This window comes from Acidocella aquatica (assembly GCF_030160635.1).
GTDB lineage: Bacteria > Pseudomonadota > Alphaproteobacteria > Acetobacterales > Acetobacteraceae > Acidocella > Acidocella aquatica.
The window spans coordinates 1-25964 of the sequence record NZ_BSOS01000042.1; the positions used below are offsets into that span (position 1 = coordinate 1).

Annotated in this window: 20 protein-coding genes; 17 read left to right on the forward strand and 3 right to left on the reverse strand. The window is 59.9% G+C overall.

The genetic code is table 11. The features are described from left to right. Nucleotides 1-800: 800 nt before the first annotated feature. Genes QQJ84_RS07955 through QQJ84_RS07965 form a run of 3 tightly spaced genes read right to left on the reverse strand, consistent with a single transcriptional unit; the run spans nucleotide 801 to nucleotide 4623 of the window. Complete coding sequence (locus tag QQJ84_RS07955) at nucleotides 801-1955, reverse strand: hypothetical protein (RefSeq protein ID WP_284257598.1); 1155 nt, start codon at nucleotides 1953-1955, stop codon at nucleotides 801-803. Between the two features lie 10 nt (nucleotides 1956-1965). Next, a complete protein-coding gene (locus tag QQJ84_RS07960) occupies nucleotides 1966-4281 on the reverse strand; it encodes a DEAD/DEAH box helicase (RefSeq protein WP_284257599.1) in 2316 nt (771 codons plus the stop codon). A gap of 57 nt (nucleotides 4282-4338) precedes the next feature. Beyond that, nucleotides 4339-4623 (reverse strand): PIN domain-containing protein, encoded by a 285-nt coding sequence (locus QQJ84_RS07965; protein ID WP_284257600.1) that lies wholly within the window; start codon nucleotides 4621-4623, stop codon nucleotides 4339-4341. A 199-nt stretch (nucleotides 4624-4822) separates the two neighbouring features. Between QQJ84_RS07965 and QQJ84_RS07970 the strand changes: the two genes are divergently transcribed. From QQJ84_RS07970 to ssb, 17 genes are all read left to right on the forward strand, one after another. Then, nucleotides 4823-5065, forward strand: a complete 243-nt coding sequence (locus tag QQJ84_RS07970) for a helix-turn-helix domain-containing protein (protein ID WP_284257601.1) — start codon at nucleotides 4823-4825, stop codon at nucleotides 5063-5065. An 88-nt stretch (nucleotides 5066-5153) separates the two neighbouring features. Beyond that, nucleotides 5154-6548, forward strand: a complete 1395-nt coding sequence (locus QQJ84_RS07975; protein WP_284257602.1) for a type II toxin-antitoxin system HipA family toxin — start codon at nucleotides 5154-5156, stop codon at nucleotides 6546-6548. A gap of 530 nt (nucleotides 6549-7078) precedes the next feature. Further along, on the forward strand, nucleotides 7079-8236 hold the full coding sequence (locus QQJ84_RS07980) for a DUF3991 domain-containing protein (protein WP_284257603.1): 1158 nt from the start codon (nucleotides 7079-7081) through the stop codon (nucleotides 8234-8236). Continuing rightward, a complete protein-coding gene (locus QQJ84_RS07985) occupies nucleotides 8233-8895 on the forward strand; it encodes an HD family hydrolase (RefSeq protein ID WP_284257604.1) in 663 nt (220 codons plus the stop codon). The genes QQJ84_RS07980 and QQJ84_RS07985 overlap by 4 nt, the downstream gene beginning before the upstream one ends. A gap of 422 nt (nucleotides 8896-9317) precedes the next feature. After that, nucleotides 9318-9656 carry a DUF6927 domain-containing protein gene (locus tag QQJ84_RS07990; protein ID WP_284257605.1) on the forward strand — a complete coding sequence of 113 codons (339 nt, stop codon included), beginning with the start codon at nucleotides 9318-9320 and terminating at the stop codon, nucleotides 9654-9656. 72 nt (nucleotides 9657-9728) lie between these two features. Next, nucleotides 9729-10340: a hypothetical protein gene (locus tag QQJ84_RS07995; RefSeq protein ID WP_284257606.1), complete on the forward strand. Its 612-nt coding sequence runs from the start codon at nucleotides 9729-9731 to the stop codon at nucleotides 10338-10340. 790 nt (nucleotides 10341-11130) lie between these two features. After that, nucleotides 11131-13239, forward strand: coding sequence for a hypothetical protein (locus QQJ84_RS08000; RefSeq protein WP_284257607.1), 2109 nt, complete (start codon nucleotides 11131-11133; stop codon nucleotides 13237-13239). Nucleotides 13240-13253: 14 nt separating this feature from the next. Next, a complete protein-coding gene (locus tag QQJ84_RS08005) occupies nucleotides 13254-13754 on the forward strand; it encodes a hypothetical protein (protein ID WP_284257608.1) in 501 nt (166 codons plus the stop codon). 205 nt (nucleotides 13755-13959) lie between these two features. Then, entirely contained in the window at nucleotides 13960-14922 is a 963-nt protein-coding gene (locus QQJ84_RS08010; RefSeq protein ID WP_284257609.1) for an ArdC family protein, read from the forward strand. Nucleotides 14923-15037: 115 nt separating this feature from the next. After that, entirely contained in the window at nucleotides 15038-15481 is a 444-nt protein-coding gene (locus tag QQJ84_RS08015; protein WP_284257610.1) for a hypothetical protein, read from the forward strand. 331 nt (nucleotides 15482-15812) lie between these two features. Continuing rightward, complete coding sequence (locus QQJ84_RS08020) at nucleotides 15813-16181, forward strand: hypothetical protein (protein WP_284257611.1); 369 nt, start codon at nucleotides 15813-15815, stop codon at nucleotides 16179-16181. Further along, nucleotides 16165-16512 (forward strand): hypothetical protein, encoded by a 348-nt coding sequence (locus QQJ84_RS08025; RefSeq protein WP_284257612.1) that lies wholly within the window; start codon nucleotides 16165-16167, stop codon nucleotides 16510-16512. Before QQJ84_RS08020 ends, QQJ84_RS08025 begins: the two co-directional genes overlap by 17 nt. Nucleotides 16513-16592: 80 nt before the next feature. Next, nucleotides 16593-21779 (forward strand): helicase-related protein, encoded by a 5187-nt coding sequence (locus QQJ84_RS08030; RefSeq protein WP_284257613.1) that lies wholly within the window; start codon nucleotides 16593-16595, stop codon nucleotides 21777-21779. 29 nt (nucleotides 21780-21808) lie between these two features. Further along, nucleotides 21809-22333 (forward strand): hypothetical protein, encoded by a 525-nt coding sequence (locus QQJ84_RS08035; protein WP_284257614.1) that lies wholly within the window; start codon nucleotides 21809-21811, stop codon nucleotides 22331-22333. A 254-nt stretch (nucleotides 22334-22587) separates the two neighbouring features. After that, entirely contained in the window at nucleotides 22588-24264 is a 1677-nt protein-coding gene (locus QQJ84_RS08040) for a ParB N-terminal domain-containing protein (protein WP_284257615.1), read from the forward strand. A 119-nt stretch (nucleotides 24265-24383) separates the two neighbouring features. After that, the gene (locus tag QQJ84_RS08045; protein ID WP_284257616.1) at nucleotides 24384-24833 is read left to right on the forward strand and encodes a hypothetical protein; all 450 of its coding nucleotides are present in this window, start codon (nucleotides 24384-24386) and stop codon (nucleotides 24831-24833) included. Nucleotides 24834-25206: 373 nt separating this feature from the next. Next, nucleotides 25207-25638: a single-stranded DNA-binding protein gene (gene ssb, locus QQJ84_RS08050; RefSeq protein WP_284257617.1), complete on the forward strand. Its 432-nt coding sequence runs from the start codon at nucleotides 25207-25209 to the stop codon at nucleotides 25636-25638. The last annotated feature ends 326 nt before the right edge of the window (nucleotides 25639-25964 follow it).

Genomic DNA, 25964 nt, shown 5'->3' on the forward strand with positions numbered 1-25964 from the left:
GATGCTTGGCGTCCGCCGCAATCGTGCGCAGCGTCTCCGCCGCGGTCTTGAACAAGATGGTATAGATACCCGACCGCCAACCAGCTCGTCCATAAGACGGGGCTATCTGCCCCGACTGTCAATGCCGCGCTGGCCTGTCTGGAGCGCTCCGGGCATTGTTGAGGAGGGCACCGACCCGCTCCCGACTGCGGCCTGAAGGAAGGAAGCCTGTGCGTATCGAATCTGTCGCCCTGTTTGGCTTCCGCTGTTGCGGAACCAATCCGATCGCGGTACCCACCTTATCGGAGATTACGGCCGTCGTTGGGCCGAACGTGGCGGGCAAGAAGATGCTTTGGCGCGGTCGAGGGAGAAGGCGAGGGGGCTCGTATAGCCAAGCCTCAGCCGCTCGCCCATCTTAACATTGTCAACCTCGTGCTACATAAATGCATTTTTTAGTGTGGGGTTATCATAGCGCTAATATTACTTCATTCGCCCGCTGCAGTGCGCCGCGCCCTGCGTAAGCTGGAGCCGGACATGCCCGTATTTCGACGGAAGACCAAATTCTCGACGGCCAGCGCGGGTCCCTATCGGGCGCAGGCTGCAACGAAGCCGAAGCCATGGATGCCCTTACCCACCGCCAGCTCTAGGAAACCAGCCGATATCGCCCCAGCGGCACCGGACGTCGATAGGAGCTGCGCTGGGAATTAGATTGCGTAGCGCAGGCAGAACAGGCGGCGCGGTCACGGCTATCAATCGAGACGACTCAGGCCGGTTCGCCTCTCTCGATCGCGATGACGTTCAGTTTTGCCGCCGGCGCTTTTTCATGGAATGGCAACGGCGTGGCCGCATTTTGGGCAGGCCGTCTTGTGGCAGGCGCGGCAAAAACTCTTGCCGCAGCCCAGGCAAGGGGCTTGGCCGGCGGGCTCGGTGAGATGTAATTGCTCGTCACAGACGAGGCGGGTGATACCAAGCCCCAGCCCCCAGTCGCAGGGCGGTGGCTCTGCCATGCGGGTCAGCGGGTGCCAATCGAGCTGTATCAATCGCTCGCCCTTGCGGCGGCGGATCAGCACCTCCAGCCGTTGCACAGGTACGAATAATTCCAGGACCTGCACGCCCTCGACGGTGACGCGCAGCGCATAATTATGCCGCAGATCATCGACCTTGGCGCGATACTCGCGCTCGATGGCTTCAACCCGCAGGGTCTCCCGTTTTGCATCGGCTTCGGCCTTGCTGCCCGGGATGCCAGCCAGTCCCGCAAGGCGCTTTAGCGACTCCCGGCGTAGATCATCGTGATAAGCGTGCAGCCGGTCGTGGTCGCGCGTCAGACGGCGCTGCATGGCCCGGAAAAAATCCGCCAGTTCGGCTCGCACTGCTGCGTCCAGTGCCGGCTGCACCCTGGCTTGCATCGTGGCGGCGTTCCAACCCTCTCCCGCGGCTGCGCGCACCTCCCGCTCGGGCGCCAGCCAAACCGCATTGTCGGCGAGTGCGTTACGCAAACGCGGTAGCATAGCCCCAAGTGCGGCGCCCGTACCGGTATTGAACCCCATCCAGAGCAGGGCCTCGCGCTTTTCATCGGATAAGGCGGTGCTGTGGAAACATAAAATCAGGCACCGCGTCCAGGCCGTGCGCTGCGCCTGCAAACGCCAGATCGCATTCGGCAGATCGAGTGCCTGGCTGAGCAGACGTTCAGGATCGCCAGTGAAATACGGTGGTGGCAAGGAGACCTGGCGTTCGGCATATCTTCCATCGTCACCCAACACCGTGACGAAACGGTCCAGCCAGCCGCCCTCCATGCCAATGTACTGGCTAGTGTCCGGCATCTCGCGCCCAAAACCAAGCCGCGCCAGTTCCGGCCAGTTCATTATGGCGCGCAACTCTGGCGGCGCGATCACGGCGAGGCCATCAGGTTCGATTGGCTCGACAGCGGCGCCCCGGCGTTCCATTAATTCCGCGACAAAATCGCGCAACGCGGCCATTTTCTAACCCCTACGCGGTTTCAAAATCTTCACCGAACAACGCGTCGTCGAGCGCCTTGGCGTCGCTGTACTGATGCAACGCCTGATCGAGCCGGCGGCCGATATCATTGAATGCCGCTGTCCGTCCTGCCTCGGTCGTTTCCAGCCAAGCGTCCAGGACCAGCTCGGCAAACCCGCGCTCTTCCTCCAACTCACCTAGAATGGCCCCTGCCTCGCCAACCACAAGCTCGAACATATTTATTTTCTCGTCGAGCAGGCGCAGCACCTGTTCATCCGCGGTGCCGCGCGTCACCAGGTTGAAGACGAAAACCTCCCTGGTCTGGCCGATGCGGTCGATCCGGCCGATCCGCTGTTCAATGGCCATGGGGTTCCACGGGATGTCAAAATTGATCAAGGTGTTGCAGAACTGGATATTGCGCCCCTCGCCGCCGGACTCGGTGCATAACAGCACGCCAACCCGCTCCCGGAAATCAGCGATCGCGGCATCTTTGGCGGGACCGCTCATGCCGCCCTCGAACCGGGTAAAAGAAATACCGTTTTTGGTCAGTAGGTCCGCCAGGCTGGACATGGTCTCGCGGTGATGGATGAATACCAGCTTTTTTTCGGTGGGGTTGCGGGCCAGCAACTCCAGTAGCGTGGTCTCCTTCGCGCCGGTGCCCAGCGCCGTCCAGCGCGCGCCCAGTTGCTGCCATGGCGTGGCGTCGGTCTGGCGCGCGGCAAAGCGGGCGATGGCGGCTGCGGCTGCGGCGGGCGAGGAACCGGCAGCCCCCAGCAAATGGTGCATCGCCAGACGATGACGGTTCTGGTGGCCGTCGGCGGCGAGCGCGCGAACCATGGCAGCCAACTCCTGATAGGCGAAATCCTCACCGGCGCCGGCGTCGGCGTAGCGGGTAGAGGCGTTCCGGCGGGGCAGTTTGAGCGCCACCACGGCGCGCGTGTTGCGGATCATGGCGTCACGCATCAGATCGCGCAGCCGTTCCGGATTCGCCGGCTGGCGCGGCTTACCCGCGACCATATATCTGGCGCGGAATTCCTTTTGCGTCTTAAAAATCCCGGGCTTGAGTAATGTGAGCAAATTATACAGCTCGATCAGATTGTTCTGTACCGGGGTGGCCGAAAGCAGCAGCAGAAACCGCTTGGTCAGCCCATCCACCAATTTATAGCTGGCGCTGGTGTGGTCACGCAGATGGTGGGCCTCATCAACGATCACCAGATCAAAAGACTGCGCCAACAGCCGGGCAGCATGTTCACTCCGCCGGGCGAGGGGCAGCGAGGCGATGATCTGCGGCGCGGCCCAGAATTTTGCCGGGTCATCACGCAGTAGCGTGTCATAGCTGGTGACGCAGGAGATGCCGAATTTGGTCTCCAGCTCTTCCCGCCATTGGCCCACCAGTGTTGCTGGGACCAGAATCAGCACGCGCGCCACCATGCCGCGCAGCAGATATTCCTTGAGCACCATGCCGGCTTCGACAGTCTTGCCCAGCCCGACTTCATCGGCGAGCAGGACGCGGCCATGGAACTGCTTCATGACCTTGCGCACGGTCTCGGTCTGATACCAGAACGTCTCGATACCTTGCAGATGCGGTAAGCAGAGTAGTTCGTCGAATCCCTCGGCCAGACCGAGATGCGCCAGTTGCGCGCGCAGATTGAACCAAGCGCCTTCGCTCTCGCCCGGCCCAGCGCAGGCTGAGAGAAAGGCGGTCAGATCCGCTTCGATGGCCAGGGGAATTTCCACTGGGAGTTGTTCCAGGGCGGATAGCGACGGCGTTGCCGCTGGTGCGACTGTCGGAGCTGACAGTGCAGGTGCCCTCGCGAGAGAGCGTGGTTTTGTGCCAAGCTTCGCCGTGGCGGCCCTAGCTGAGGGTTTGTGGCCGCGCGCCGCAGTTGCGCGGCCCATTATGGCGTCGAGCGCGGTCATCAACCAGGATTGCTGCGCCACGGCTCCTGGAAAGACGCGCCAAGCATTCACCCAATCGGCCAGCGCGTGCCGCTGTAACAGATCGCGCGCCGCCGCAAGTTTGTTCTGTTGCCCCAGCGCCAGTGCCGCCAATAGGTGACAGGTGCTCCCCGGCACATAGCGCTTGGCATAACGCTTGAGGTAGGTTTGCGCCTTGTCGGCCCGGCCATCCAGCAGTGCTGCCGTCGCGGCCAAGCACAGAATATGCGGATCTCCCGGACAGGCGCGCTCGGCGGTCTCCGCCAGCGCCAGATAACCGTCCTTGCTCCTTGCGCCGGCAAAGGCATTTTCGAGCAATCCGCGCCACTCCTCGGGATTGGCCGCAAGATTTTGGCCGGACTGGGGCAAATCGGCGGAATGGGGCGGCATTGGGACTCGGCGTTGTGACGTGGCTCATCTTGTTGCCACCTCCAGGATGGGTGTCAATCAGCGTGCGCAAATTGGCCTGTGCGCAAATGAGCGATCGTGCCGACGGCTAGCGGTAACAGCAATATCGCGGCGCTCGTTGATAAGGCACCCAGCCAGCGCCGGTACCAGCTGTTTGCGAATTTTTAGGTAGCGCGTCACGTGTATCAGTTCGTCGAGCCGGCCAGGCGAGTTGAGAAGATCAAACCGCCCTTCGCGCCAGAGGACCATGAGATGTGCCGGGAGCAATGCTTCTGAAAGAAACACGCCGATAAGGATGTTGGCGTCGATGACAAGCTGAAGCATTGGCGGGCATCAAGCCGGACTGAGATCGTGCGCCTGGCCAAGCCAATAGGCCGAACACTCGGTGAAATATGCACGATCGGGAATATCTAACTGAATATTTGGCCAAACACTGAAACATATTCCCGTTCGCGCATATTTTTGTGGATATTAAGCCAAATGCCGGACTATATTCCCGCTCAGGAATATTGATCGACAAAACATGGACGACAAAAATCTAGCAAAGGCTTTTGGCGAGATGGTGCGGAGCAACCGGCGCAAGGCGAGGTTGACCCAGGCTGAACTCGCCTTGCTATCCGGCACTGGAATTCGGTTTATCATCGACCTTGAGGCTGGCAAGCCGACTTGCCAGCTTGGCATGGCTTTGAGGGTCGGCAAGACGATGGGGATCGAGATGATAGCCGCGCCAGACAAGACCGATTCGGGTGTGCCGGACTTCGCATGATGACTGTCCCGGTTTTCTACGAAACGCTGATCGTTGGTGAAATCCTGGCAGATAAGGCCGGGCCCTTGTCGTTCAACTATGCAGAGGAATGGCTAGCGCGCGCCTCGGCGTTTCCGATTTCCGTTCTAGCCCGTATTATGCGTCACTCCGACCACGAATAGGTAAACCTCTGAAATTTCTACACATTCTAACATACGACCAAGCTTGCAGCTGTTTTCAGGGCTTTTTAGAATTAGAAGCAATTTCAATGCCTTGCTGGACGTTCGCCGACCCTCATGAATTATCCGGGCTAGCACCGTTAAGTGCCGGCGGCATGCCGCCGGCCTTGTTCACGCCTTGGCTCGCCAACCTGCTCCCCGAAGGGCCTGCGCTGACCACGATCGGGCAAAGCGCCGGCGTCTCCCCAGGTGATGTGCTCGGCATCCTTGAAATGATTGGCCACGACACGGCTGGCGCGTTGAGCATCGGCGGACCAGCGAAACGCGGGCAGCCAAGCTATTCAAAGCCGGTCGGCGACCAGTTGGAGCGGATTATCAACGACCTGCTGCGGCGTCCGTTTCTTGTTGGAACGGAAGGGGTATCCATGAGCCTGGCGGGCGCCCAGGAAAAACTACCGGTGGCGCTGGTGGACGGCGAGATTGTGATTCCGCTAAACAACAACCCTTCCACACACATCCTCAAGCCTGACAATACGCGGCTGCCAGGCAGCGTGCAGAACGAGGCCGTATGTCTCACGCTGGCAAAAATGATCGGGCTGAACGTGGCAAATGTCACGACCGGGCTGGCTGGCGCGCGGACATATCTGCTGGTTGAGCGGTATGACCGGGTGATGAAGGCGGACGGCTGGGTGAGGTTGCATCAGGAGGATTTTTGCCAGGCGTGCGGCAAGCCGCCGTCCTCGAAATACGAGCATAACCAAACGGGCCTGCGCGGGCCCGGATTGCCGGATCTGTTCAATGGTGCCAAGCAGTTTTTACCCCCGCAGGACCAACTCGCCCTGTTGGACGCGGCGATTCTGAACGTGCTGATTACGAATGTTGATAGCCACGCGAAAAATTATTCCATCCTGATTAGCGGGGCGGGTGCCCGTTTAGCACCACTCTATGATCTGATGTGCGGCCGGGCTTGGGATCATATCACGAAAAACATGGCGCAAGATATTGGAGGCAAGAACCGGGGCAGGTACTTGTTCCGGCGGCATTGGGAAAGGCTGGCGGAAGCGTGCGGGTTTAACAAGCGCATGCTTGTCCAGCGGGTAATAAGTTTGGCGAACCAGGTCTTGACGAAGGTGGACGATGCCGCCGCCGCTGTTCAGTCGATGCCTGCCGGTGGGCATTATGGGATGGATCAGGTCGTTAAGGAGATTAAAAGCCAGGCCAATGCCACGATATCAAATATTAGGGCGGTAAATCAGCCCGATTCGACCGAAGGCGACGAAGAACCCGAGGATGATGGTGAACTGATCAGCCCAGCTAGCCCGTAGGTGGGCTATGGTGAAATTAACAATAGGATCGTGTCTACAGGCACGGAATCCCTCAGAAGGTCAGACCGGTTCACCAGTCGCAATGGCCCGGGGAGAGGTGTTTGAGTTCTTGGTGATCGCCCGCTGTTCGGCCGGCTCCATGTAAAATTCTCGAGAACCGGTACGAGTGGCGGTACCCGCGCCTCCAGCCCCTCCAAACCTGAACAGACAAACCAGTTCCCAGGCTCCCTGTGCTGGTAGTGTAGCGGCGGACGAATTTCGCACCGGCGGTGCGGGTATCGGCTACCGCAAATCGGTCAAAAGCCTTTTGCATCGCCTCGTCTTCGGCCACCGAAAGCGCCGTACTCGCGAGATACTCGCCCTTCCGGCACACCCTGAGCAACGGTCGATCCTCCACATCGGCAGCACCGGCCTGATCGGGCCGCAGGCGAAGGATGGAACCGGGAAATGCAAATGGACGCGGATTCCGCGGGTAAAAACGCCGCCGTTCGCAAGATCATCGGCCATTCGCATTCGGGTGAGCAAAGAAATTGAAATGGAAAGAACGAAGAAAAGAACGCCATACCGCTTACGACGAGCGCGCCACAAGGGGTTGTCGCGCGAGCGCTCCCGCGTGCCGAAGCACGCGCCCTTGTCCCGCGCCCGCGCAGCGGTCGCCTGGAGAAATTGATGAAAGAGAAAAGCCGAAACCGGCGGATCTCCAACCCATCGAATTTCAACTGGAGAACTCTTCCATGACCCGGCAAGATGACGAATTGGAACAGCTTCGCAGCTCGGTGAATTGCGGCACAATACTGGAGCGCCTGGCTTTTGGCTGGAGCCTCGACAAGACAGAAAGTACCAGGCGGGCTCTGAAATACCGCCGTGGCCCGGGCGAAATCATCATCGTCAACCATGACGGGAAAGGCTGGTTCGACCCGCAGAGCGATGCGAAAGGGGATATCTTCAACCTTGTTCAACATCTTGATCCTGGGCTCAATTTTGGTCATGTGCGCAAGCAATTACGCCGCGTTGCTGGCATCGCACCGGCTTATCCGGAGCTGCAGAAGACCTCCAACGCAATAACCGTGACGAAACCCCCGGCCGAACGCTGGGCGGCACGCCGGCGTCTGAGCCGTGGCTCTCCCACCTGGCGCTATCTCAACGAGACCCGCTGCCTGCCCGAAAAAATCCTGGCGGCGGCCGATGCCGCCGACGCGGTCCGCGAGGGCCCTTATGCCAGCGCTTGGTTCGCGCATCGCAACCAGGGCGGCAGCCTGACGGGCATTGAGATGCGCGGCCCGAATTATCGCGGCTTCTCAGGCGATGGAACCAAGACCCTTTTCCGGTTGCCCGGTGGCAAGGGGCCGATGTCAAGGCTTGCGATCTTTGAGGCGCCGATCGACGCGCTCAGTATGGCGGCATTTGAACATATCCGGGGTGACACGCTCTACGTGGCAACCGCCGGTGGAATCGGGCCTGCCACCGTGATTGCGCTGACCCAGCTGCTGAACGACCTTTCAAGCCGGGCCGGCGCAGTTGCCGCCGTCGGCACGGATAATGATCCGCCCGGCGAGCGTCATGCCAAGCGGCTCATTGCAATGATCGAGGCGGCGAACGTGCCTTGGGAGCGATTGATACCGCCGGACGGCGCCAAGGACTGGAATAAATTTTTGCAGGTCCAAGCGGGCAGGGGAGACGACCAATGAAAACAATACGCGCCTGGGTGCGCCTCAGCCCTTCAGGCCGGCAACTGAATCTGCTCGATCCTGATCCAGATACCTGGAATGACGCCGACGTCGCGGTTGGCCTGTCCCGGACCTATCGCTGGGGTGGCCATTCGGCCTGGGATTTACCGCTCTCCGTCGCGCAGCATAGCCTTACGGTTTTGGCGATTCGACAAGCGCAGCCTGGCGCGAAGCTTACGAGGGGTCAGGCGTTGCGGGAGCTTCTGCATGATGCGGATGAAGGGTTTCTGTCCTTCGACTGCATTACCCCGGTCAAACCGCATCTCGGAGACGGGTATGCCAGTCTTGTCGCACGCCTACAGGCTGCCATCGTCACACGCTATCAGCTGCCCGCCTGGTCAGCCGATGAACATGCACAGCATAAACAGGCTGACCGGCTGGCTGCGGCGAGCGAAGCACTGAATGTCGTGGGCTGGAGCGCGCACGATATCCGCCACACCCTTGAAATCGAAACGCCTCCACTCTCACGCGATCCCCTGACAACGCCGGTCGGGATGCGGGCCTGGCAGCCCTGGCCGCCGCAGCTCGCCGCCGAACTATTCCTGCAGGAGCTGACCAAACTCTCAGCGGGCCGGAACGGCCGAGGACCAGCCGGCGAAATGGAGGCGCCATATCCTTAACGATGCGAAGGAAAATTCTTCAGAGGGGCTAACGCCAGCCAGTTGCAGGCAGCCAATACCGATGGTCCCGTGCTGGTCTTCTCCGGGGCGGGTACCCACCGCATCGATGGCCGGCTTTACAAACAATGGAAGAAGCCATCATCCGGCAGCGCTCCGGCATCAAGCCAGTTGGGAGACAAAACGCTAGCCGATTGTGATTTACTCAAGAAATTTCAATAAAAATATAAAGATAATGAAATTTTTGCCGTGGTCGCCGGACCGGCCGCAACGATGTTTTGCGGTCCGCTCTGGTACGAATGCGCGTTTATTATGCCGCCGTTGAGCACGTCGCAAATGACGGCTCGCGCCACGTCTGGGCCGCGATTTGCCTTGTAAATTACAACCGGCGTGCCAGAGATGGTTTCATCTTTGGATACAAAGACATGTCAGATGAGATGGGGCCTTGCGAGGTGGAGTGCCCCGTAGAAATCCTGGCTCTTCTCACGCCGACAGAATCCAAAAATGCGAGTGAATGGCGTGAGAAATGCCGGAAATTCGCCGCCCGCAAAGCGGAGAACGCCAAAAAACCTGACCTGAAGCCGGGCCAACTCGTAGAGTTCGAGCATGCGATCTACATGACCGACAGCACGACACACAAAACCCTGCAGGTTGTTCGCCCTGAAAACCGGCGTGTTATCTTCCGATCGCCCGAGACTGGAGACACCTACGCGATCCGCAATGTGAAGCAGCGGGCCTACAAAATTCTCGACCAGACCGCGTAGCGCAGCACTTCGCGATTTCCACCATCAACATTTCAACATCACCCGGTTTGCCGGGCGAAGGAGTATGTGCCCATGACAAAATCGAACATTGTTTTAGCCCATGACGACCCCGATGCGCCAACAACCCCTGCACTTCGCCGGCGCCTGGAAATTGCGGGCCACTTGCCTTCCCCGGCACGGCCGTCCGCCCGTCACTTTAATTGCCTGCTTTGCGGCTGCAATATCGGTAGCGATCTTGACGCCGACCGGACTCTTGGTGCCTGTGGATCATGCAAATCCAGGCCGGAAGCCCGCCAGCTCAAGGCGGCGTCAAGCACTGCCGCGGCGCGCAGCTTCACTGAGGCGGAAAAATCCCTGATCCGCAAAACGCACGGTTACATCCCGATCCAGCAGCTGCTCGGTATCCTAAACGAGCGTCTCAAGAACGATCTCGGGCCGAATGCCAAGCCTTACACGGCAGAGCAGCTGCACGCCGAGATCACGAAAGTCGCCGGTCCAATCGCCAGCAATGGCAATGGATGGGCGGCGCTCCGGAAATTGCTCGCGCACGCGCGCCAGACCGGAACTCTCGACCTCATCACCGACCAGATCATCGCGGATTTCGCGGTGGTCTTTCTGCTGACCGCCAACCAAGTTATCCGGTTGAAGGACGTTCTCCTCAGCCGCGAGGAGGACGAACCATGAAACGCAATGTCATACGCCGGGACGAAATGCTCACCGCCCAGCTCAAGCTTGGCGGCCAGCCGATCGAGCTCGCGCAATATGCATCCACGGGGCTGCTCGCCATCGCGGTCGGGCCACGCGGCAACGGCAAAACCAATGCCGGGCTGTTGATGGCCGAGCAGCTTGCCGCTCAGGGCTGGGTCAGTGTTCTGATCGATCCCGAAAGTGAGCTGGAGGCCCTGTACGGTGCCGCGGTGCCCGACCCGGAAGCGTTGCGGGCGAGCCTGGACGCCCGCGCGACGCGCATCGTCGTGGTTAGCGCCAAGGACGCTTCGGAGTTCGTCCCCTATGGCCGCGTCATCCTGGAGGCCGCCGAAGAGCACAGGAAGCCGGTCTTCGTGGTGATCGATGAGGGACAGCTCTTTAGCACCAGCAGCCGAGCCAAGACCGGCGATGCCGGGGAGGCCGCGGATATCATCAACCAGTTCGCCGGGCGTGGCCGGAAACGCGCGCTGGATCTGTTCATCACCGCCTTGCGCTACACCGGCACGCTGCAACGCCTGCTCTTTGCCAACAAGAACCTGACCCTGATTGGTTGCCAGGAAGACCCCACCGCCTGGTCGGCCCTGGCGCCGCAGTTCAAAGGCTCCCAGATCGGCTATTCCGATTTGAACGCTCTATCGACTGGGGAATTCTTCTGCTTCAGCAGGGGAGGGGTCGAGAAAATCCGGATGCCAATGGCAAAGGCTTTAAAGGCCGTCGCGCCGAAGGCGAAAATCATCCACCGGGCGCTGCCATCCACTTTCAACCAATGGACGCGCGCCATGAGCGAGATCCCGGCCGAGCGTCTCGAAGCGCTGACCGATCCCGTGGTCAGTCTGCTGGGTGCGGTCGCGGGCCTCACCTCGCAGCCAATGGTAACTGGCATTTCCGCGCTGCAGGACGAGCTGGAAGCGCGGCAATGAAAAACGCGGCACCGTCAAAGAGCCTCCCGGCCTGGAAGCAGTTTATCATTGAGCATGGTTGGCGCGCGATCGCATCCGATCTGGCCTTCATCCTTGGTCAGCCAGTCAATGCGGTGGTCACCTTCCGCCAAACCGGCGTGTGCAGGAAGCTGGCCCAAACAAATAGCTTCGCCGCCCTGTTCGCGCTCTGGAACGGGCGGGAGCCTCTGGAGGAAGAATGGCCAGTGCCGAGGAAGTATCGGGAGCATCGTGGTTACGAGTGGCAGCCGCCAGAACTCGCCTTGCTGGCAAGCATGGTGGGCAGTTTCGGCACGGCCGAGATTGCCCAAATCCTGACCGAGCGGCTGCGCCGGATCACCGGAGATCCCCAAGCTCTGCGCAATTCCCAAGCCGTGCAACTCGCCATGAACAGGATCGGCCTGCAGAGCAGAGATGTCGTCGGCGGCATCACCACTGCGGAAGTCGGGAAAGAAATCGGGTCGCTGACGATCATCAACCAGGCGATTGCCAAGGGTGATCTGAAGGGAATGCGGGTCGGGCGGCGCTGGGTTATTCCCCATGCCGTCTGGGCGGCATGGAAGGCCAAGCGGATTTTCCCGCCCGAAGGGTTCATTCCGCTTCGGAGCCTGAAGGAACCGCTTTCCATTCGCTCGGACAAGCTCTCGGAATTCGCGCGCATGGGACACGTCCCCTCCGCCGTTCGCTGCAATCCATATGGGTCCAAAGGCCCGTCCACGCGGTTCGGCACCTGGTTCATCGATCCTGTGGTGGCTGAACAGCTGATTGCCGATCGCCACGCTGGGCGGCCGATGCCGTGGCACGGTAAACCCTTGGAGGATAATCTCCGGACCACCTTCAAACTCTGGCAGGCGCGGCAACACCCATCGGGCTGCAAAACCTGCGCCGAAATCTGGGGCGAGGGCGGCGCTCCCAAGCAGTTCGAGGATTACGCCAAGCGTTACCCGGCGCTTGCCCATGGCGCAAAACGGCATCTTACCATGCCATGGAGCCCCGGACTTACGCTCGACGAGGTTGCCCAAAAGGCCAAATGCGACCGCGCCCGGGTCCAGTGCGCCATTGCAACCGGCATGCTGGATGCCACCAAACACGGCCGCATCGAATATGTCACGAAGACAGATGCGACGCGCTGGATCACTCGCAAATGTCCGGTTGGGGCGCGGGAGGCATCCTGGATTTCGCTTCCCACGGCGGAGAAGCTTTATCTGTTCAGCACAAGGCAGCTGAAGCAATTCATCGCCGCGAAAAAGCTCAAGACCAGGATCGGCACAGCGGGCGCGCAGCGCGGCATTCTGTATGTCGCGAAGGACCAGTGCTCCCGGTTGCGCCAATCGATCGGATTTTCGGAGCAGGAGGCTGCCCGCCGGATTGGCGTTACCGTGGCGCGGCTCCGCGAACTGCTCAATGGCGTCAATTGGCGCAAAAGCAGCGCCATTCCCCTGGTGACCGTGCAGGCGGTCATCAAGCGGCGGCAATCTCAGCCAGGCTACACCTTCGAACAGGCGGCCGAAATTCTGGGCAAGCCAGTTTCCTGGATTGAGGCACGGCAGGCGGACGGCACAATCCGCGTTTTGCAGACAAAGTGGGACCGGTCGCGCATCTATCTGTCCGAGCCGATGATGACCCGGCTCCGGCAATTCGCTGGGCCAAATGATGATGCCCAGCTTCTGTCAGCCGATTGGCTCAGGCTCAGCGATGCGGCGTTCGAAGCCGGCGTCACGACCAGCACAATCATCAAATGGGCGGAAACCGGCGCGCTTGATCGACGGCAATCCAAAATCGGTTGGCGTTACCATCGTGACCACGTTCGCGCACAAGCCAGGCTGTACTGGAAAGCCATCCGCCTTCACCGCGCGACGCCGCCCGAGTGGTTGCAGGCGGAGCGGCAAATTCGCGCGGGCAATTCGTCCACCACAGACTCTCACGCCAACCCGTAAAAGGAACTCAACTTATGGCCGATTATCGTTCGCCAACCGTTGTCCAGCAGATGATTCCGGTGTCAGATATGACCTCGCTTGAACATTTGCTTCTGACAAATATTTTTGACGCTGAGCCTCATGAAGATAAACTCTATCTCTCCACCTATGAATCACCTGCTTCGTTGATTTGGGTTAGCCGGGCCGAACTCGAAGTAGCGCTCGCCGCCCCGGAAAATGCGATCTATAAGAAAGTGGCAGATTTCACAGAAGACTTGCAAAAGTCTCCCGCCTCGGAAACCTCGGTCATGCTGGATGTGAGCATGATGTCCTGGGAGGTGATGTTGCAAAACGTCATCAAACGCTCCGAGACACTAAAATACATATCGGCGGTCACGTCATATACCTGCTCAAAAATGCGCTTAGACGGATGGGGTGGCTATGTCGTTCTTATCACTGCCGGTATGATCAGCGGCAAGGGCACAGACGACATTCTCGGCGAAATGCTCGAAGACGCGGGAATCGAGGACGAGTAGCCGCCGGTAATCGTAATTGGAAATGAAAACATACAGGAAGCCGATTACCGCAGCGCGGACCGCCCGGGCAAAGGGCGGGTCCTCGCCATGCTCGCCTGCAGGCTGCGCGTGGCTCTGGTCCCCCACGGCGAACGGTTAGGCGTTCGCGTGGGCCTTTGCCCGCCCGTCCCGGCCGCGGGGTTGGGTTCGGGAAAGGAGAATTCGAATGGCTTACAAAAAATATCCATCCCAACCCAAACGTGATCACTACCAGGAGGTGACGGATCAAATCGTCGCGGCACTTGAGCAGGGCATCATTCCCTGGCGGCGGACCTGGAATCAAGGCGCTTGCGGCATGCCGATGAACTGCACGACCGGGCGCTTCTATCGAGGCATCAACACGTTGCTGCTCGGTTTGGCGCAGGCCATCAGCTTTGGGGATGATCCGCGCTGGTGTTCGTACCGCCAGGCGCAGGCTCGCGGCTGGCAAGTACGGGGCGGAGAACGTGGCAGAACCATCGTCTTTTACAAACGCATCCTGAAAAGCCAGGAGGCGCGTGACGATGGCAGCGTACCCTACTTCCAGCTCCTGCGTTTCTCGACGGTGTTTCATGCATCGCAGATCGAGGGCATCCCGGAATATATAAAGCCGGAGCCTGGCAGTGTGTCATGGCAGACCCCGGAAGCCATCGACACCATCATCGACAATAGCGGTGTCGATGTTCGCTATGGCGGTGGACAGGCATTTTACTCCCCATCCACCGACCGTGTGCAAATGCCAGTGCGAGAAGTCTTCGAAAGTCCAGAGGCTTTCGCGCAAACCGCAGCACACGAATTGGGTCACTATGCCGCGAACGACCGCCGGCTTGGCATAAGCGAAGGCGGGCGTTTCGGTTCGCGCGCGTACGCGGCGGAAGAGTTGAGGGTGGAAATCGGTTCCGCCATGGTCTGCTCGACCCTGGGCATCGACCCCGACATTTCCAACACGGCTGCCTATCTTGCGAACTGGTTGGAACGACTAAAAAATGATAATCGCGAGATATTCCGTGCCGCAGCTGATGCGCAGCGCATCGCGGATTATCTGCTCGGCTTCCACCCGGACTACGCCGCCTACATCGCCGGCCAAGGCCGGGAAGAAGCCGATGATAAAGGTACGGAGGATGATTCCGAAGTCCAGGAGGCAGCCTGATGCGCTTCAAGCGCTGGCCGCGTGTCGAAGCCTATCAGGAAACCGAAACGTCAGCACAGGCGGACTTTCTTCTTCTGCCTGCCGAAGACTGCTTCTTTTTCACGGAGATAATATCATGACCGAGACGCTTACCTTAAAACACTATGAAGTTGACGAAGCCGGCAGGTACGGCAGCATCCAAATCGAGATCAGCACCAACCAATTTTCCGGTGTGCGTATCATGTGCCGCGATCAAGCCGCGGGTGAAACCGAAATATGGGTCGAAAATAGCAATGGCGTGTTGTCTTTGCATGTTTATGCTCCTGATCATATGGAGTCACAGGAAAACCCAATTCCGATGACAACGGATGCCCCTTTCATCAATGCTCGGCTATCCTACAAGCAATCCATCGTCGTGATCGGGGATATTGACTCCACCACCGGCGTTACCGCCGCGCTGCTCCTACGAGGGGAAGACCCCGGTGAGGATGCCGCGCTTTCGGAACGCATCACCCGGATAACCAGGGAGGCGGCCGATCGGCTCCCCGAACTGGAAATCCTCGCGCCGGGAGGCTCCTAAATGAATTGACCGCATTTTTGAGCGCGTCTCAATAACCCGCTCCTTCTGCTGCCTCACGGCAGGGAAATGCGAATGCGATGGATCATCCAGCGTTCCAGCGCGCGGAATGAAATCAAAAAGGAGAGAAGAGAGAAAAACGAGGGGCGGGCGTACCACGCCGGCCTTGTCTGGCAAGGGGCGGGTTCTCGCCATGCTCGGCCGCAAGCGGCTTGCGCGTGGCTGCGATCCCACGCTGCAAGCAGCGCGCCCTGGCCAGCCTGCATCCGGCGCGGACGCGGGGGAGGGAGATTCGAGAAATATGGAATTCGGATCGCCACATGGAAAGGAGCGCATGATGTTCGATCCAACGGAATACATCAAGAAAGCCAAAACGGTCGATGGCGGCCATCTGTCGATCGGCCGTGGCGGCTACACATTGCACTACGCTCAAGGCAGCACACTCGGCGGCTACGATGTCGACAATATGAAGGCACTTTGCATCGAGGCCGGTTTGCCCGTCATCGATTCTCGGTGTGTCTCGTTCGATCTTGTTGCAGATTTGGCGATCAGCGGCCCGATGGCCGCCGTCGGCACCGCGCCGCGTTTCTTCATGTCGCGCGCCTTCTCCCATGTCTCCCTGGCCGAGTGGGTCGCGTCCTACCGCGCTGCCGGTGCTGAAGTCCACAACATGCCGGAGGTGTGTGATGAACCGGCATCTTAGCCGCTCATACAAGAGGCGCGAGCGCTACCTCCGCCAGCACGGCCGGATCACCGACAAATACCAGCTCCACGCCTGGTGGCTGCGTGGGATCGCGGACCAGGTTGCCGGCTCCTTCCGGCCGCCTTTGCATCCCGATTTGTATGACGAGTACGACAATGGCGGCTGGTGCGTCCGCAATGGCTACGTCGTCATCAGCGATCTCCAGGCGCTGAAAGTCATGATCGCCGAGACGGTGCGCGGTTTGCCCTATCGGCGCGCTCGCTTCGCGCAGGATCATCCCGATCTCTTTGCCCTGCTCGAACAGGGCTCGGGCGAAAACTACCGCCAGTAACCGACAAACTTCCATCAACCCAGGACAAGCGCCGCCCCAATGAGGGCGGCGTTTTGCATTTGAAGGACACCAAAATGCCCATGCCCCCGAAAGACAATTTCGACCTTTTTGCCAACGATTTGTTCGGCAGCACAATGCTGTCGTCCGATGCGATGATACCGATTGGCCTGATCCGGATTCCTATGAAGGAAGATCCGAACGAGCCCGACGAGAACGCACATCTCTATGACGATCCCGCGACGCGCGCTGCGTCCTCTCCCGTCGCCGAAAATGAGCAAAAGTTCGACGCGCGCAATTTCCGGCTCTCCGGCACGCGCAATCTCTCGGCGGGCTGGAAACACCGCGCCCAGGATAACCTTGCCGCGATCCGCCTGATGCAGCAGATCGAGGAGGAGGGCAGGGGAGCCATGCCCGAGGAACAGGCGCAGCTCGTAAAATTCTGCGCCTTCAGCAGCACCGATCTCGCGCAAAATGTGTTCCGCCGCGGGGCGGAGGAGCTCAAATCCGGCTGGGCCGAGATTGCCTTGGAGTTGGAGGCGCTTGTCTCGGCCGAAGAGCGCGCCGGGCTGATGCGGGCGACGCAATACGCCCATTTCACGCCGGAATACATCGTGCGTGCCATGTGGGCGGCTGTCTTGTGGCTTGGCTTCGCCGGCGGATCGGTGCTGGAGCCCGGCTGCGGCACCGGTCTGTTCATCGCCGGCAGTCCTGAGCATATCGCCCAGGCCAGTCATTTCACCGGGATCGAGGCCGACCCGATCACGGCGAAAATCGCCGCCCAGCTCTACCCGGAGAGTGATATCCGCTTTGAGGATTTTACGCGCGCCAAGTTGAGCGGCGATTATGACCTCACCATCGGCAATCCGCCCTTCTCGGACCGCAGCCAGCGCTTCGCCGAGGTGAAGCCCGCGGTGGCGCTTTCGTTGCACGATTATTTCATTGCCAAATCCGTCCGCGCCCTGCGTCCAGGCGGCATCGCCGCCTTCGTCGTGAGCCGCTGGACGATGGATAAAACCGATTCCACCGCTCGACGCCTGATCGCGGAGATGGCGGATCTGCTCGGCGCCGTCCGCCTGCCCGAGCGCGCGATGCGCCAGGATGCCGGGACCGACGTGGTGGTGGATGTACTGTTCTTCCAGCGGCGCGGGGAGGGTCAGCCCGGCAACGCCATGGCATGGCTGGATACGTCAGAGGCCGTCGCGCCGCTTGAGGATTCACCCGGCTTTGACGTGAACACCTTCTTCCTGGATCACCCCGAGATGGTGCTGGGCTTGCATAGCCGCACCAGCAGCCCCTACGGACTGGTTTACACCTGCAAAGGTCAAGCGACTGGCGGCGATTTGGAAGCCGCGCTGAACACCGCCCTGCAGGCGCTCCCCAGGGGCATCCACCAGCCGCGCACCGAGACCCTGCGCAAGCCGGGTGAGGCGGCCCGCAAAATCTACGCTGGCGGCGTCGCCGATGGCGCCACGGTGCGAGAGGGCAGTTATCTGGTCATCGCCAACCGGCTGCATCAGGTCATCGACGGCATCGCCACGGAAATCCCTGTCAAGCGCGGCAAGGGCGAGGGCATCCCCGTCAAATCGGCTCATATCATCGATGCGATGATCCCGATCCGCGATGCGGTTCGGGCCATCCTGCGCGCCCAGGAGTCCAACCGGCCCTGGACCGAATACCAGCGGGCACTTCGCCGCGCCCATACCAAGTTTGTTCGCAACCATGGGCCAATTAACAAGACCGAGATCACCACGATCACGGATGAGGACACCGGTCAAACCAGGGAAATGGTGCGCCGGCCGAATATCGCGCCGTTCGCCGATGATCCGGACGTTTGGCTGGTCGCATCGATCGAGGATTACGATCAGGAGACGGGCAAAGCCCGGCATGGCGCGATTTTCACCCAGCGGGTGATCCACCCGCCAAAAGCCCCGGTCATCGTCACCGCGGCGGATGCCCTCTCGGTTTGCCTCCACGATACCGGCCGGGTCGATATCGAGTACATTGCGGAATCCCTTTGCATTTCCAGGCAGGAGGCCGAGGCCGCGCTTGGCCGTGCGGTGTTTCTCAACCCCGAGAATCGCGCCTGGGAGACGGCGGATGCCTATCTCTCAGGGCCGGTGCGTACCAAGCTCGCCGTCGCGCAAGCGGTGGCGGTGCTGGAACCGCGTTTTGCCGCCAATGTGGAAGCCCTGCAGGCGGCGCAGCCAGTCGATCTGAAGCCGTCCGAAATCACCGCACGCCTCGGCGCACCCTGGATTCCACCGAAGGTCATCGCGCTGTTCTGCAAGGAAATCCTCGGCGTCGAAACCGCGGTGCGGCATATCGCCGGGCTTGGCTCCTGGATGGTCGACAGAAAAGCTTTCGAGCAGGAGGCCAGCTCCGCCACCGAATGGGGCACGGCGCGCCGTCATGCCGGTCATCTCGTGGACGACGCGCTCAACGCCTCGATCCCGCAAATCTGGGACGTCTGGTACGAGGACGGGCAAGAGAGACGCAAGCTGAACCCGGAGGAAACCGAGGCCGCCAAGGAAAAGCTTTTTAAGATCAAAACCGCTTTTCAGAATTGGGTCTGGACCGAGGCGGAGCGGGCCGAAGAGCTTTCCAACATCTACAACGCCACCATGAACAACATGGTGCCGCGCCATTTCGATGGCTCGCATCTGACGCTGCCCGGCGCCAGCACCGTGATCAATTTCTACCCGCACCAGAAGCGCGTTATCTGGCGGATCATCACAGCCGGCGGCACCTACATGGCGCATGCGGTCGGCTCCGGGAAAACATTCTCCATGGCGGCGGCCGTCATGGAGCAGAAACGCCTGGGTCTGGTAAACAAGACCATGATGGTTGTGCCCGGCCATTGCCTCGCCCAAGCCAGCCGCGAATTCCTACTTTTATACCCGACCGCCAGAATCCTGGTCGCCGATGACGTGAATTTCGCCAAGGCCAAACGCAAGCGCTTCCTGGCGCGCGCCGCGATGGGGGATTGGGATTGCATTATCATCACGCATGCCGCCTTCCGCTTCATCCCGATCCCGGCCGCCTTCGAGCGCACGATGATTCAGGAGCAGCTCGATGCTTTTGAGGCGATGCTCGACGACGTCGACAGCGACGACCGCATCAGCCGCAAACGGATCGAGCGGATGAAGGAAGGTTTTGAGGCGAAACTCGAGAACCTTGGCGAGGGCACGGATGATTTTCTGACGATCAGCGAGATCGGGGTCGACCAGATCATCGTCGATGAGGCGCAGGAATTCCGCAAGCTCGCCTTCCCGACCAACCAGACCACGCTGAAGGGCGTCGATCCGAATGGCTCTCAGCGCGCCTGGGATCTGTTCGTGAAAACCCGCTTCATCGAGACGATCAACGCTGGCCGGCCCCTGGTGATGGCCAGCGGTACGCCGATCACCAACACCATGGGCGAGCTCTTCACCCTGCAACGCTTCTTTGCCCAAGAAATCCTGGAGCGCATGGGCCTGCAGCATTTCGACGGCTGGGCCAGCAATTTTGGCGATGCCCGCACCGAGCTGGAATTGCAGCCCTCCGGCACTTACAAGCCGGTCACGCGGTTCTCGGAATTCGTCAATGTGCCGGAGCTGATCGATATTTTCCGCAGCTTCGCCGACGTCGTACTGCCCGCCGACCTCCGCCAATACGTGAAACTGCCCAACGTTGCCACGGGCACGCGCCAGGTGATCACGGCGCAGCCGACCAAGATGTTCAAATCGTACCAAAAACATCTGGCTGCGCGGATCAAGGCGATCCAGGAGCGCAAGGGCAAGCCAGAAAAAGGCGACGACATTCTTCTCAGCGTGATCGGCGATGGCCGTCATGCCGCAATCGATCTGCGCTTTGTAGCCCCTTCGTTGCCCAACGACCCGGAGAGCAAGCTCAATCTGTTGATTGAAAACGCCTTCCGCATTTATGAGGAGAACAAGGACAATTTATACGAAATCGCGCCCGGGGTGCCTTACGAGACCGCCGGCGCCGGCCAAATGATTTTCTCCGATCTAGGCACGCTCGCCGTCGAGGCCAGACGCGGTTTCTCGGCCTATCGCTGGATCAGGGAGCAGCTGATCGCAAAAGGCGTTCGTGCCAGCGAGATCGCCTTCATGCAGGATTTTAAGAAACCCTCCGAGAAGCAGCGCCTGTTCAACGCCTTCAATGCCGGTCAGGTCCGCTTCCTCATCGGATCGTCCCAAACCATGGGGACGGGTGTGAATGCCCAGAAGCGTCTGAAGGCGCTGCACCACCTCGATGTGCCATGGCTTCCCTCCGACATTGAGCAACGCGAGGGGCGGATCATCCGCCAGGGCAATCAAAACGAAGAGGTCGAGGTTTACTGCTATGCCACCCTGACCTCGATGGATGCCCCGATGTGGGGGCAGAACCAGCGCAAGCAGCGCTTTATTGAGGCGGCACTCAGCGGCGACCGCAGCATCCGGCGCCTTGAAGACGCTGGCAGCCAGGCCAACCAGTTCGCGATGGCGAAAGCCATCGCCTCGGGCGACCAACGGCTGATGCAGAAAGCCGGGTTGGAGGCCGAGATCGCGCGGCTCGTCCGGCTGCAGGACGCGCATATCGACAATCAAATGGCCGTTCGCCGCACCATTCAGGGTGCCAAGGCGTCCATCGAGCACAATCAGCAGCGCATAGTTGATATCACCGCCGATATCGCGCAGCGGGTCGAAACCCGCGGCGACCACTTCGCGCTTGCCCTCTCCGATCGCCGGTTCACCGAGCGCAAGGCGGCGGGAGCGGCGATTTTGACCGCCATCATGGAGGCTGGCTGGGATGATACCAGCAAGATTGCCGGCGCATTTGCGGGATTCAAGTTTGGAATAAAACTCCACCGCGATCGCAAATTGCTGATCGAAGGGTCCGAATTCGTCATTCAGCGGCGCAATAAGCGGGACGTGCTGGAGATTCCGGAAAACCCGACGCCGCTTGGCATCATCGCGCGCCTGGAAGCCTATTTCGGTCGCATCGACGCGGAGCTTGAGGAAGCCGAGCTCCGGGTGGCGGAAGGCACTCGCCGTGTCGCGGATTACGAACCGCGCCTCGGCGCGCCCTTCGATCTGCAAGGCGAGCTCGATGCCAAGATGGCCGAGTTGCGGGACATCGATATCGCGCTCGCGGAGACCAAGGAAGAGCAGACCGCGGAAGAAGATGAGTTCGCCGATATCTTCGGGCCGATCGGCCGCGCAGGCGATTGTGATGAGTTGGATGATACCAGCAGCGAAAACGCCGAGGGTGCATCCCCCGAATAATCCACCAACCCTTACCGGAGGCCCATCCCATGCTCCCACGGGCAATTGCCGCCGCGCTCCAGCTTCCGAAGCTGGACGCGGCAGATTTTACCGATACGAAATTCGACACGGCCGAGGTCAAAGCCAAATTTGGTAACAATCTTTTGCGCTTCATCGCGGAGGACTTTCCAAAAACCTTGTGGACGAAGGCTTTTTATCGCCGGCTGTCCATGATTTTTTCGAATATTGCTCACTATAATGAGCACGGATTCTGGGAGACGTGGTTTGAGACCACGGCGGACCAGATCGAGTTTTTGCTGAACATCGCGCAATATCCATGTTGGGGCGATCCCGCTTTTACCTACAGCGATGTTGAGACGATTATCGGAAAGCGGGTCAAAACCTGTGGCGTCATTGCGTGGAAGCAGAAACTTCTTGTTGAAGAACGCAAAAAGAAAGACCTGGCACAACTCGCACGGTTGAAGGAAATTTACGAGCCGGAAACTGTAGCGCCGCTCAGCCTCCTTCAGGTTGCCGCGTCTTCTGACATGACCCAAACCGATCTGTTTTCCTGAAGCCCGCCGCCACACGGCGACGCCCGACCAAGCCACGCCTCGCACCACCGTCATGAACTGCATTGTTGCTGGCATGAGGTGCGGCCGGGCACCGCTCCGCTCCATCGCCGCCTGCGCAACCCTGCCTCGCGCCCGCGAGAGCGGGCGTCAAGGCAGGACCGCTCGCCGGCAATGGTGCCCGTCCTCACCCCATGCACATCGCCCGAAGATCGCGGGAATTTTCCCGCGATCAAAATGACTGAAGGAAAACGAAGATGGAACTGAGAAAAGTCGATCCCCGCGTGCTGCTGGAAGATCCCAATAATACGCGCAGAACACAGGTTCACCCTGCCTATGACGATCAGCTGCTTGCCAGCATCATCGCCACCAGCGGCCCGGTACAACCGCCCGTCATTAAGGAGCGTAATGGCATCCTCTACATCTCCGCCGGGCATCGCCGCGTAAAAGCGTGCATCCGTGCTGAGATGCCCGAAATCTACGTTCTCGTCGTCCAGTCCGACGAGAAGGCGGATATCATGGCCTCGCTGGCGGAAAACCTCGTTCGCCAGGGGCTCAACACCGTCGATACCTGGCGTGCAATGGAAGCATTGATTGGCGCTGGCTGGACCGAGGATGCTGTTGCCACCGCGCTCAACCTGCCCGGCCGCACCGTCAAGCGCCTGCGCCTATGCGGGAGCATCCACAACGCGGTTCTCGAACAGATGGCGAAGGGAGATGAGCCCAACGAGCGCGAGCTTCGCATTATCGCCTCGGCGCCGCGTGAAGACCAGGCCGAAGCCTGGAAAAGCTTCAAGCCAAAGAAAAATGAACCCGTTGCATGGCACAGCTACGCGCGTTCCCTCGATAAACGGCGCATGTACGCCCGTGATGCGAATTTCGACGACGCCACGGCAAAAGCCCATGGCGTCGTTTGGAGTGAGGATCTTTTCGAGCAAGGCGATCAGGACAGCCGGTACACCACCCAGGTCGATGATTACCTCGGTGCTCAGCACGAATGGATGGAGCATCATCTGCCAAAAAAAGGCGTCATCCTAACCGTCGGCACCGATGGCCAGCCCAAGTTGCCGCCGAAAGCCGTGCGTAACCACGGCAATCCGAAAAAAGCCGACATCATCGGTCACTATGTCGATGACCGTACCGGCAAAATAACCACCATCGCCTATTCCATGCCGGCGGATAAGCCGGCTGCAAGCGGCAAGGGCAAAGGCAAGGCGGGCAATGCGCCGGCGCCTGAGGAGATCGCCCCGGCGCCCAAGACCCGGCCGCCAGTCACCCAGGACGGGCTGAAAATGATCGGTGATCTGCAAACCGATGCCCTGCACAAAGCCTTCGCTGAGGACGAGATCGACGATCTGACCTTGATCGGCCTGCTCGTGCTCGCCTTCGCAGGCAAGAATGTCGATGTTCGCACCGGCATTGCGAATGAGGAGCTGCGCGGCCACCATGGGCGCGAAATCCTCGCCGGCCGGATTACGGAAAACGGCATCCTCACCGCCGACCCCGACACGCTGCGCAAAGCCGCTCGGGATGCCCTGCAGATCGCGCTGGGGCTCCGGACCACCAATTACGGCGGCAATAGCGGGCTCGTTGCCCGCATCGCCGGCGCCGCCGTCAACGCCGATCGTCATCTCGGTGGCATGGCCACCGAGGAGTTCCTCTCCTGCCTGTCCAAAGCCGAGATCGAGGCTGTCGCATCCGCCAACGGCATCCTGCCGAAACCCACCGGGAAGCTCACCCGCGCGGCTGTCATTGCCCAGTTTAAGGACGGTGATTACGTCTATCCCGGTGCGACATTCGGCCTTGCGGCTGATGAAATCGGCGCACATGCCGCGGCTGGAAATCCCCGCAAGCACAACTTCAGTGATGTCGAACCGGAGGATGGCGAACAACTTAACGATCCCGACGCGGCAGACCTGGAGGACGCCGCTTAACGCCGCCTCGAAAATCCATCCGGCTTCGGCCGGGTGGGCTTTTATTGCCGCTCAACCGCGAAGCACCGATCGGGATGCCCCCGCAGCTGTGCTTTCGCATAGAACAAGGAAACCGCCACATGATTCGACATTACTTCGCTCAGCGTTCTCGCGGCGGTGACAATCCGCTCCGCATCGGGACCATCGCCATTGGCGCCATCTATTACATTCAGCCTGACCATTGGTGGCGCGAGCGCTTCCGCGGCGCTCCCACCTGCCGCGAGCCCTGGATCGTTGAAGCATTTTTCAATGGCACTGTCGAAGCAGCATTCCGTGACCCGTCCACGCGGCAATGGCGCAGCCTTTATATCAAGGGCCGCTCAGACGTCGCGCTAATCCGCTCGCTGAGGACCGGTCGTTCTCAACGGATCGCCGTGCGCATCCTGCAGCTTCATGATGACGAGGGGCTGTCCCCCGGCCCCCAGAGCTATCCCACGCTGCCCCCAGCCGCTATCGTGGATGGCTATTTGCGCCACCAGTACGGCCTCCATCCCTCTGCCCAGAAGACTGCCGAATCTTCAGCGAACTGAGGCGGCGAAATGCGGAGAGATTTAGAAAAACCGTAGAAAGCAGATAAATATTAGAGAGAAAAAGTACAAAATACTACGTCCCTGATGGGACGGCAAAAGCACATGCCGGCCACTCACATCACCTCGTGCTTCAAGCGGTCTGAACCGGCGCCGGATGCCGGTCTAGCCCGTGCTGCGCACGCCGCTTCGCGGTTGCAGGCCGCTTACTTCGCAGGGCCGTCCCCGCAAAAATCCGCGCAGACGCGCCCTGCTCGCGCGCAACCTTCCAGGCCAGACCGGCACTCGTCCCCGGTTCATTTTGACCGCACACGAGATGACGCGAGTGGCATCGGCCATTCGCCTCGCGCGTGATGAAATGAAAAGGATTATGAAAATGGCTGGTTCTGAAAACATGGTTATCCTGATGGGGAATCTCGGCAAAGACCCGGAAGTTCACACGACAGGGAGCGGCAATATGATTGTCAATCTTTCGGTTGCCACAACAAAATCATGGAGGGATCGCGATAGCGGTGAAAGACGCGAACGCACCGAGTGGCACCGCGTCGTAATCTATAGCGACGGGCTTGCCAAAGTTGCAGATAAATATCTGCACAAGGGCAGCAAAGTTTATCTTCAAGGTTCGTTGCAGACGCGCAAATGGACCGATAACAATGGCCAGGACCGTTATAGCACAGAAATCGTGCTGCAACCTTATGATGGTAAGCTCATCATGTTGGATGGCCAAAATGCTCAACGCACTGGCGGCTCCAAAGCAGAAGCTTCGGCACCCGCAAATGGTGACCTGGATGGCGAAATCCCGTTCTGAGTCCGCGAAAAATATTAAGTGCCTGGTTCGGACATCGCGCACCGGGCGCTTTTCGTTGTCCCAACAACCGTCTCTACCAAGGAGAATGCCATGCGTGCCTTGAACCGTATCACATGCAAAGCCGTCGGCCACGAGCCCCTTTATTACCAGGCCCGATTGACGAAAGATTGTGAATTCATTTGCGGTAACTACGCTCGGTGTTCCCGCTGTGATTCTGACGATTCCGTTAAAATCCACACGCTGGGCCTTCTCGACTTTTCAGCCTGGTTTCAGCTCGCCGGCCCGGCGTGTGGATTTACACTGACTGAATTGCATCGAGGAAAGTG